We start from the raw sequence: 9,081 nt of genomic DNA on the forward strand, positions 1-9,081 counted from the left end.
CAGAAACTGCAATACGGGTCCGAACGATTCGATGTCGAGACGCACGCCCGACTCCAGTCCGACCCACGCCCGGACATGGAACCCATCCCGGTTGTCCGCTGAGGATCCTCCACCGGACGCTTTGTTGGCTCATCCGATTCGAGAGTGTAGGTGGGGTTTGCGCGTCGGTTCCGAGGTAGGCATCGAGGCTTCCGATGACGGAAGTTCTGACACCGCCCATCTGGAAGACCTCGACGTGCTTACCGCTACCGTCGATGCTCCTGACCTGACCACGTTCTGCCGCCTCGACGAGCTCGGACTGAGAGCTATAGGCCAGGAGGTGACGCCCGACGGTGCGGTGGTGGTGTGTCGAGTGGTCGACGCCGATGACTGGTGCCGCCGGTGCGGGTGCCAGGGCGCGCCGAGAGACATGGTGACCCGGCGTTTGGCGCGCGAACCTTTCGGCTGGCGACCCACGACACTGCTAATTCGGGTCCGCCGCTACCGATGTCCCGGGTGTGGGCACGTGTGGCGATAGGACACCACGAAGGTCGCCTAACCCCGGGCGAAGCTCTCCCGACGGTGCTTGCGCTGGGTCCTGATCGGCATCGTCGGTCAGCATTCGACCGTCGCCGAGATCGCCGAAGGTTTGGGCGTGTCACCGGCATACAGCGAACACCGTGAACAGTACGGTGCTCCCTGAGGGCAAACGCGTCCGGAGAATGCAGAAAACCCCCGGATTCCCGGGGGTTTTCAGTAGCGGTGGGGTCTCGGATCCCCCTTCGCTTCTTCGTATAACACCACACAGGTTCTAGTTACGCGTCAAGGGGCAGCCGAGTAGGAGGTGCCGCTTCTGAGTGCGGTCCACAACCGTTACTTGTTCGTGATCTTGCGATAAAGTTTTAATGCTTCTATAGGACGACCAATCCGGTTTATCCATGGGGGATGCCGGGCTATTTCATGGGGGAAACATGAATAAGAAAGCCATTGCGATCGCGCTTGCCTCGATTGCGACACTCACCCTTACCGCGCCTCCGGAGACTGCCTCCGACGAGGCCACCACTATCGCCCCGCTATCAGAACTCGCTCCCGAGGTCCTGTCAGGGGCAGCAGAGTTCGCTCAACTCACATTGGGCCCCGGCGAAAGCCACAAGCTGTTGCTCGACAAGAAATTCGCTGAGATTTCAACAGACCCAACCGATGGGGTGTCAATATCGTCGGAAGTAAGCACCATCGATCTGGGCCTCCCGTTCGCCGCCACCGCTGACCAAGGTGTCGTCGATCAAGACGGACACCTCACCTTCGACAACAACAACTCGACGTGGACAACCCCAGTCGTGAAGGACGACGGCAGCGTCCAGATCACCACCACCATCGAGAGCCCCAACGCCCCCGAGGAATTCGCCTACCCCGTCGACCTCCCCGAAGGCGCATCGATCACCCTCCAGAAAGACGGTGGCGCTGCGTTCTTCGCCGCAGACGGATCCTACCTAGGGGGCTTCGCCGCACCCTGAACGAAGGACTCGAACGGTGCCACGGTGCCGACAACCTACAGGATCGACGGAACGACAGTCACGCAAGTCGTCGAACACCGAGTAGCTGAAGGCATCACGTATCCCGTCGTCGCCGATCCGTGGCTCGGAAACGACCTCATATCTCGGCTCGGGTGGGGCTCCGACCGTGTGAGGTACGCGGTGAACGTCGTGCCCACTCAGTGGGGCCGAAGCAACGATGAGCCCTTCCAGTTCTGGGCCCACCGCGATGAACTCCGCACGAAAATGGGCGCCAACGCTTGGCGGATGACGGATACAATCGTCGAACAGTTCTACTGCCACATCGGGTGGAATATCTTCGAGCCGGACACCTACAACATGGAGTCCTGGCGGCCGTTGGTGAATTGGTCCGCGTCCATCGCTTACCAGTGCAACCCGTGAATTAGATTGGACGAATCATCGCACGCCTCCTCTATCTGATATTCATTGCCAGCACCCTCATTACGGTAGCTGTGGTGGTCTATGTGGCGTTGGGGTTGGCATTCGGCTGGAATGTCTCAAGTCTTGACGACAATGGGCCTACTTGGCCGATAAAGCTATTCACCGTTTCAGCAGCCCTGGCTGTCGTCTCTTTCATATCGCTGACCTTGCTGAAGTTCACGCAGGAAAAGCGACGAGAAGTATCCACAAGGAACGACGCCTAAAGGCTGCCCTGTTATCGCGGCCTGGCCCGTCCTCATCCTGGTTTCCAGGGTGCGGGCGGGCTCTGTCGTTGCGGGATGGGTTGGGATCCATCTAGGAGCTGAGCGGGTAAATCACGAATTGCTCTAGCCCTTGCGCGGTAACGGAACCTCGACCCTTAAGGGGCTCATCCGATTTGAAAGTGTGGGTGGGGTTGGCGCGTTGATGGCGGGGTAGAGGTCGAGGCCTTCCGATGATGGGAGTTCTCACGCTGCCCATCTGAAAGACCTCGACGTGTCTGACGTTACCTTTGCTTGCCCTGACCTGACCACGTTCTGCCGTATTGATGAGCTCGGGCTTGTCGTTACCGGGCAGAGACTCGAGCCTGACCGGGCTGTGTTGGCGTGTCGTGTTGTGGAACCGGATCGGTGGTGCCGCCGGTGCGGGGGTGAAGGGGTGCCCCGAGACACGGTGATACGCCGGTTGGCGCATGAGCCGTTGGGGTGGCGACCGACGACACTGCTGGTCACGATCCGCCGCTACCGGTGCGGTGGCTGCGGACACGTGTGGCGTCAGGACACGACGAGGGCCGCCGACCCGCGAGCTAAGCTCTCGCGTCGCGCGCTGCGGTGGGCGCTCGAAGGAATTGTGGTCCAGCACCTGACTATGGCGCGGGTCGCCGAGGGACTTGGAGTCGCGTGGGACACCGCCAACGACGCCGTCCTCGGAGAGGGCAAGCGCCGACTCGTCGATGACCCTCACCGGTTCGACAGCGTCACCGCAATCGGCGTTGATGAGCACGTGTGGCGGCATACCCGCAAAGGCGACAAGTACGTCACCGTGATCATCGATCTGACTCCGATCCGTGACAAGACGGGCCCGGCACGGCTGCTGGACATGGTCGAGGGCCGCTCGAAGCAGGTGTTCAAGGACTGGCTCCAAGGTCGGCCGCAGGCGTGGCGGGAGCGCATCGAGGTCGTCGCGATGGACGGTTTCACCGGGTTCAAGACCGCTACCTCCGAGGAGCTCCCGGACGCGGTACCTGTCATGGACCCCTTCCACGTGGTCCGGCTTGCCGGAGACGCGCTGGACCGGTGCCGGCAACGTGTTCAGCAAGCGACCCTCGGCCACCGGGGCAGGGCCGGTGACCCGCTCTACCGGGCAAGGCGGACGCTCCATACCGGTGCTGACCTGCTCACTGACAAGCAGGGCGCGCGCCTGGATGCCGTCTTCGCGTCCGAAGACCACGTCCAGGTCGAAGCGACGTGGGGCATCTATCAGCGGGTCGTCGCCGCGTACCGCGAACCGAACAAACAGAAAGGAAAAGAGATGATGCGAGCCGTGATCGACGCCGTTCAGGCCGGTGTTCCCGCCGCTCTGAACGAGCTCCGCAGGTTGGGTCGGACCCTGAAACAACGCGCCGCTGACGTGCTCGCGTTCTTCGACCGCCCCGGCACCAGTAACGGACCAACCGAGGCCATCAACGGCCGCCTCGAACACCTCCGCGGCTCCGCGTTGGGCTTTCGGAACCTCACCAACTACATCGCCCGCTCACTGCTCGAATCGGGCGGATTCAAACCAGCACTACACCCTCGAATCGGATGAGCCGCTTTGTTCAGTACGACAGAGAATTCCTCTACGGCCTCTGGCAGCTATGCGTGGGTTCACGCATGATGATCTCTGCTTGTGAAGGCAACGCTTCCGCATCGTTTCCACATTTGACCATCGATACCGAATGCACTCACGGGCGTTCCTGCTAAATTACGCAAATGACGCCACGACGTTCCGCGATCACAGCAACTGCGGCTCTGCTCACAGTGCTCCTACTTACGGGGTGCACTGCAGCGGACGAGCCGGAAGCTGACAACCAGCCACTGCCCAGTTCCACAGGTGGTGTGGCCACAGCAGTCGCGGACCCGGTTTCAGGTACGTACACCGGCACACAGACCATCGAACTCGGGGCTCCGCCCGATGACGCTACTCACGTTCGCGTCGACATCAAATGCCTTACCACCGGCACTCTCGGTCTGGAGGGCGGCGAGGAAGCGGTCTGTGAGCTCGGTGATGGCGCAAGCGCCATCGTGTTCTCAGGCCCGCTGTCGCCAGAACAGGATTCCTTCACTGTGACAGCCAACGATCCAGAAATCAATTACGAGGCTAAAGCGGTGTATATGAACGGCATGTCTACCCAATAGCGTCAATGTTCCTACTCTCGGGTGGATCGCGTCCGAGCGCTTCCTGGGACCAGTCATGCGACAGGAGCAGCGCCGTCCGCCCCACTGTCCGTAGGCCGATCCTGAAGCGTTCCTTGAGGTGGTTGCAGGAATCACTGTCCGTGCGTCACCCATGAAGCCGGGATAACGACTGACACACTCGAGTGATGCGCACCGAAGAAATACTGGAAGCCGCGAGAAAGCGGGCGGACGCCTTGAGCCGGCACGACAGTGCCCTGTTGCGCGAGCTCCTGCACCCGCAGTTCTCCTGGACCTCCCACAAGGGCGACCAGTTCGATCGCGAGACCTACCTTCAGTCCAACATAGACGGACAGAACACCTGGCACGGTCAGATGCTCGAAGACCCGAAGATCACGATGTGCGGCTCCACCGCGGTCCTCACCTGCATCGTGAGAGATGACGTCACGACGGCCGCGGGGCGCAACTTGTACCGGATGCCGATGACGCAGGTGTGGACGGAAGAGGAGGGTGTTTGGCTGCTGGTCGCAGGGCACGCGGGGCCGCTTCTCCCGTCCACTCAGCTATTGAACTGATTTTTCTGTGGGGATCGGCGGGCAATTTAGGGACCATCTCAACCGATCGGCTGGAGTTGTTATCCGTGCTGCCTCGTGCGAGAGCGTGTCTCCAGTGTGAGGATTGGTATCTATGTGTTCAAATGCTGAGGTGCTGGTGGGGGAATTGCCCGATCAAGGGCTCGCTTCGCGTACAGCGAGGCTTAGGAAGGCCCTGACACGCGGATCTGTATCCGTTCCCGGTTATGAGCCGGGAGGTCCGCTGGAGGTTCGGTTCCTTGGACGCGGTGCAACAAATACAGCCTGGCAGATCGTCACGGACAGTAATGCTTTCGTGCTTCGAGTCCCGCATCGAAGCGCGAAGGAAGCGCCGCGACCGATGGAAGACGAGTTCGCCGCCTTGGCAAGGGTACCCACCGGTGTCGGCACCCGTGGCATCGCGTTCGATGACTCCGCCGACAACCCTTTAGGCCACCGATACGTGCTGACCACTTTCGTGCCCGGCCAGATCAAAGACGCAGCTCAGTGGGAAGCCTCCGATTTCGCTCGCTTAGCGAAGACCCTGGCCCGGTTGCACACGGTCGAGGAAGCCATGGCAGGCCCGGTCCACGCACCCGAACACGATCAAGTCAGTCTCTCAGGTCACCTTGAAGCCGGCCTGCAGTGGTGGAAGGAGTCGCACCCCACGCTGTTCAAGAACCCCGACATCGCCTCCTTAGTGCCAGTTGTACAGGCGTTTGTACGCCGATGCGAGGACAAAGGCGGGGTAGCCCGCCGCTTCAGCCTGATCCATGGTGACCTGATCGTGGGGAACGTCGTGATCGATGGAGACGACATGAGCCTCATCGATTGGGAATGGGCTGAATTCGGTGATGTGGCTCAGGACCTCGCCTACATTGGCGGGACCATCCACGGAGGACCGGATTACGCACCAATGACTCAGGACCTTATCAACTACTTCGTTGACCAGTATGTCGCCGAAATGCGGCGCGCGGGCAAAGATACAGAGGATGCATCAACCCTCAGAGCGCGGCGTGCAGGATGGGAAGCCTGCGAACGCTTCCTGACCCTCATGCACACGATGACCAGCCCACAGAACGACGAAACCCGACTTACCATCACGTCCGTCCGAAGGACTCTGATGAAGACCGTTTGCAGCCCACCCAACAAACCACCAACCAGTGGCGAGCATACTGCCGGAAAAAACTAGCGGCCGCCCTCAAGGGGATCCCTTCTCGTGCGGCCCGGTGTTTTCAGAGAGGCCTCTGGGATGATGGCAATATGCGGAACTTCGGTGCGGTACTGGGCGCATTGGTTCTACTCACCGCTGTCATCGGCTGTTCCACGCAGGTGGTCCCTACAGCATGCCCAGCGATAGGCCACTCAACAGTGATACCCATCGAGGTAACTGGGTCTCGAGCCGGCGCTGTTGCTGCAGTGCAAATCTGCTCAGACGACGACGGTTGTTCCTCGGGTGTACCCGTTCAGCCACCACAGGAGCCGGTGGAACAACAGCCGCCGAAGCCCCCGGTTTCCTTGGGAACGCCCGCAACTCACCAGCCAGAGCCAGTCTCACTCTTTTCTTCCTTCAGGGCCTCGCGGATCAGCGAGGAGAGTTGGGAGATTGAAACGGACATGGTTCAACCGGCTGAGGTCACAGTCCAGGCGCTCGATTCTTTTGGCGAGGTTCTTGTGAGAACTGAAGCCGCGGTGGAGTGGACGCGGATTAGCGGTTCGGAGGAGTGCGGAGGGGATGCGCGCTCCTCAACAGTCCGTCTGAACACGGTGTAAAGAACACCGATGCCAGTTCGCGGTAGGGGATCCCGTTACGGGCGGGGGCAAGTCGCCTGTGATGGGAGTGGTGAGCGGGGCCAGTGCCGGTATGGGCGCGACTAGAGCCCATGAGTGACGTCGGTAGAAGCCGCGAAGCGCCCGAAGGGTTCAGTCTTGAGGGACGGCGCGATGGGTGCTCCTAAGTCTTGCTGTTGTGTTTCGAGGTTAGGGCGGCCAGCGTAACGCAAGAGCACAATACCCTTTTCGTGTCAGACGCTTGAACTGCCGGCTGGCGAGAAACTGAAGAGGGAGCGAGTGGACTTAGACGGGGTTCGCTCATCCTCCGCGCGAAGGGGCAGATCAACGAAGGTTGGTTCAGCGGGCCGGCCGTTTAGTCGATCGCTTGCCTCGAGCACGTCGTCACCTAGTCCGATTGCGTTCGTATGAAATTCTGCGTTCGCGATCTTCCGCTGCCCGGTTTCGTATGTATAGGTCGGTAGCTTCTGTGACCAATCCACTAGATGGCGTTCGTCCTTTATCGGCCCTATTGCCACAGTGGCATAAACCTCGTCGCGACTGATTAAGACAAGATCACCCGGAAGCCCTATGTACTTCCTTCGCGCCACGCTCCACAGCGAGTGAGTCGCTCGGATGATTAGCTCGATCAGCAGCAGGTTTCCTTCAAGACTTGTGAATGTGGAGGTCACCCACATGCTGAACTGCCGCGGGTTGGACTTGCCGTCACGCCTGCTTTCGAGATACGTAATTCCCGGGCCGCCAGCCATCCGGTGATCGTCCCACTGGATCTCACCTTGGTCGCCAGGTATCCCAACAAGGCCGTGCTTGGCGGCGTTGTAGAGCGCGTTCTCATTCGTCAGGCGGTGTGCCACGACCCGAAGCAACTCGATGATCCCCTCAATCGAGTCCTCCCACGTCTCCTGATTCATCTCGACGCCAGCGTCTTCGGCTGTCTCACCGCCCAAGAACACCGATGCAACGGTCTTTCGATCAACGTGGCTCGTGTCTGGTTCCGCGAACTTAGCTGCCTGCCTCTTGAAGTCCCCTGGTTCAGTAACGCTGGCAACTTTGATCCACGGACACAACGGGAAGTTCATATGGGCCAGCCAGAGGCGCATCAAAGACTCTCCGGCATGGTGCACCAGCACAGTGCTGTCCAGGAAGGCGTAGCGAAGTCTTGACTCCTGCGGCATGCGAGCCGACGCGCCGCCCTGCAACGCGCCATACTGCACACCCTTCTTAAGGATGTCAGCCGCCTCGTCGCCGTCCGAGAGAGTGAAGATGATCGACTGCTGGCGGGCACGCACGTATTCGGTGGGACCGGCTGAGGAATAGAACGTCGCGTTCAATTCGGAGTACTGCTCGCTAGCCAGTGGTGGACCAAGCGGCTTTTTGTTGGTCGTCTTTTGGTTCCCGGACATGTCACTCCCCATAGCTAGCCCTCAACTGAGAGGAAAGCTCCTTCAGCCACGGGTTCAGTCTGCACGGTTCCCCTAACAAACAAGCACTAGGACACACGACTCAAAGTCCAGATCGGGCTCAGCGTGGCGCTACATCGGACCCGACAGCGGATCATGTAATCCCGCTATCTAAGGGCGGTACTAATGAGGACGGGAGGCCGAGTCCGTAAGCCGATGGCCTGTAGGACAAGTCGATAGCTCCAGTACGATGCGGAACTATGGATACCTCTTACGCGATCCTCTACTTCGTCTGTCTCTTCGGCGGAATTGCGCTCGTCCTCGGCAGCTCGTTGTGGGCAGCACGACACCCGCGAAAGAAGGGGGAACCGCTGAGCGCGGAGAGAAAAGCTTGGATGGTGCTCCCCATACTTGGCGCAGTATTCGTAATCGCTGCCGTCCTTAGCGTGACGACTCGGTAGAGCAACTGCCGTCGTCCTACTGCGCACCAGCATTCTCCGATCGACGATCGTTCGCCGTGCTGGTGGGCTTATGGAACTGCATCCCTTGCGACTAGGCTCGAGAGCCGTTGACCGACCAGTGCGGGCCCTTTTGATCAGCTGGAGATGACTTGACTGAAAAATGGACCCACCCGACAGTGCGCCGCGGCACGATCTGGTGGACGATGCAGAGCGTTGCATTGGGCGGGCTCACAGTCGCGTTGGTGTTTCTTGCCTTTTGGAAGCCCTCCACAGGAGCGACTATTGCAGCCGTTGTAGCTCTTGTCTTCGGGTCCCTTCTGATCTTCATGGCGATCAAGCAGATCAAGACGCTTCGCCACGAGTATCGCTACTCCGACGAAGACCCGGAGCAGGCCGAGTAGGGAGTTGTGCCCCGCATAGTGGTGTAGCGCGGTTGCCGGGTTCGTCATAATGATGGACATGGACGCGGCCACCGCGTGATCCTTCGAGGAAACTCCTACATCCCACTCGAA

The 9,081-nt window shown here is 60.1% G+C and carries 8 protein-coding genes and 1 pseudogene; 8 read left to right on the top strand and 1 reads right to left on the bottom strand.

Annotation, left to right across the window (positions count from 1 at the left end; translation table 11 throughout):
• Positions 1-235 precede the first annotated feature (235 nt).
• The 7 genes and pseudogenes from ACX80F_RS16660 to ACX80F_RS16690 all read left to right on the top strand — a co-directional run.
• A pseudogene (locus tag ACX80F_RS16660) lies at positions 236-695 on the top strand (ISL3 family transposase); the annotation flags it as partial.
• Positions 696-950: 255 nt separating this feature from the next.
• Positions 951-1,493, top strand: a complete 543-nt coding sequence (locus ACX80F_RS16665) for a hypothetical protein (RefSeq protein ID WP_459337500.1) — start codon at positions 951-953, stop codon at positions 1,491-1,493.
• Positions 1,494-1,517: 24 nt separating this feature from the next.
• Entirely contained in the window at positions 1,518-1,913 is a 396-nt protein-coding gene (locus tag ACX80F_RS16670; protein ID WP_459337501.1) for a DUF2599 domain-containing protein, read from the top strand.
• A 534-nt stretch (positions 1,914-2,447) separates the two neighbouring features.
• A complete protein-coding gene (locus ACX80F_RS16675) occupies positions 2,448-3,758 on the top strand; it encodes an ISL3 family transposase (RefSeq protein ID WP_459337502.1) in 1,311 nt (436 codons plus the stop codon).
• Between the two features lie 290 nt (positions 3,759-4,048).
• Positions 4,049-4,348, top strand: a complete 300-nt coding sequence (locus tag ACX80F_RS16680) for a hypothetical protein (RefSeq protein ID WP_459337503.1) — start codon at positions 4,049-4,051, stop codon at positions 4,346-4,348.
• A gap of 185 nt (positions 4,349-4,533) precedes the next feature.
• On the top strand, positions 4,534-4,920 hold the full coding sequence (locus ACX80F_RS16685) for a nuclear transport factor 2 family protein (protein WP_459337504.1): 387 nt from the start codon (positions 4,534-4,536) through the stop codon (positions 4,918-4,920).
• A 112-nt stretch (positions 4,921-5,032) separates the two neighbouring features.
• On the top strand, positions 5,033-6,109 hold the full coding sequence (locus tag ACX80F_RS16690) for a phosphotransferase family protein (protein WP_459337505.1): 1,077 nt from the start codon (positions 5,033-5,035) through the stop codon (positions 6,107-6,109).
• A gap of 832 nt (positions 6,110-6,941) precedes the next feature.
• Here the strand turns inward: ACX80F_RS16690 and ACX80F_RS16695 are convergent.
• Positions 6,942-8,111, bottom strand: coding sequence for a hypothetical protein (locus tag ACX80F_RS16695; RefSeq protein ID WP_459337506.1), 1,170 nt, complete (start codon positions 8,109-8,111; stop codon positions 6,942-6,944).
• A gap of 607 nt (positions 8,112-8,718) precedes the next feature.
• Here ACX80F_RS16695 and ACX80F_RS16700 point away from each other — a divergent pair.
• Entirely contained in the window at positions 8,719-8,970 is a 252-nt protein-coding gene (locus ACX80F_RS16700; protein WP_459337507.1) for a hypothetical protein, read from the top strand.
• The last annotated feature ends 111 nt before the right edge of the window (positions 8,971-9,081 follow it).

Source organism: Arthrobacter sp. TMS2-4 (assembly GCF_054511075.1).

Excerpts from the sequence above, each read along its gene's own strand:
- ACX80F_RS16690 (WP_459337505.1), top strand. The coding sequence starts at position 5,033 with ATGTGTTCAAATGCTGAGGTGCTGGTGGGGGAATTGCCCGATCAAGGG.
- ACX80F_RS16695 (WP_459337506.1), bottom strand. The coding sequence starts at position 8,111 with ATGTCCGGGAACCAAAAGACGACCAACAAAAAGCCGCTTGGTCCACCA.
- ACX80F_RS16665 (WP_459337500.1), top strand. The coding sequence starts at position 951 with ATGAATAAGAAAGCCATTGCGATCGCGCTTGCCTCGATTGCGACACTC.
- ACX80F_RS16685 (WP_459337504.1), top strand. The coding sequence starts at position 4,534 with ATGCGCACCGAAGAAATACTGGAAGCCGCGAGAAAGCGGGCGGACGCC.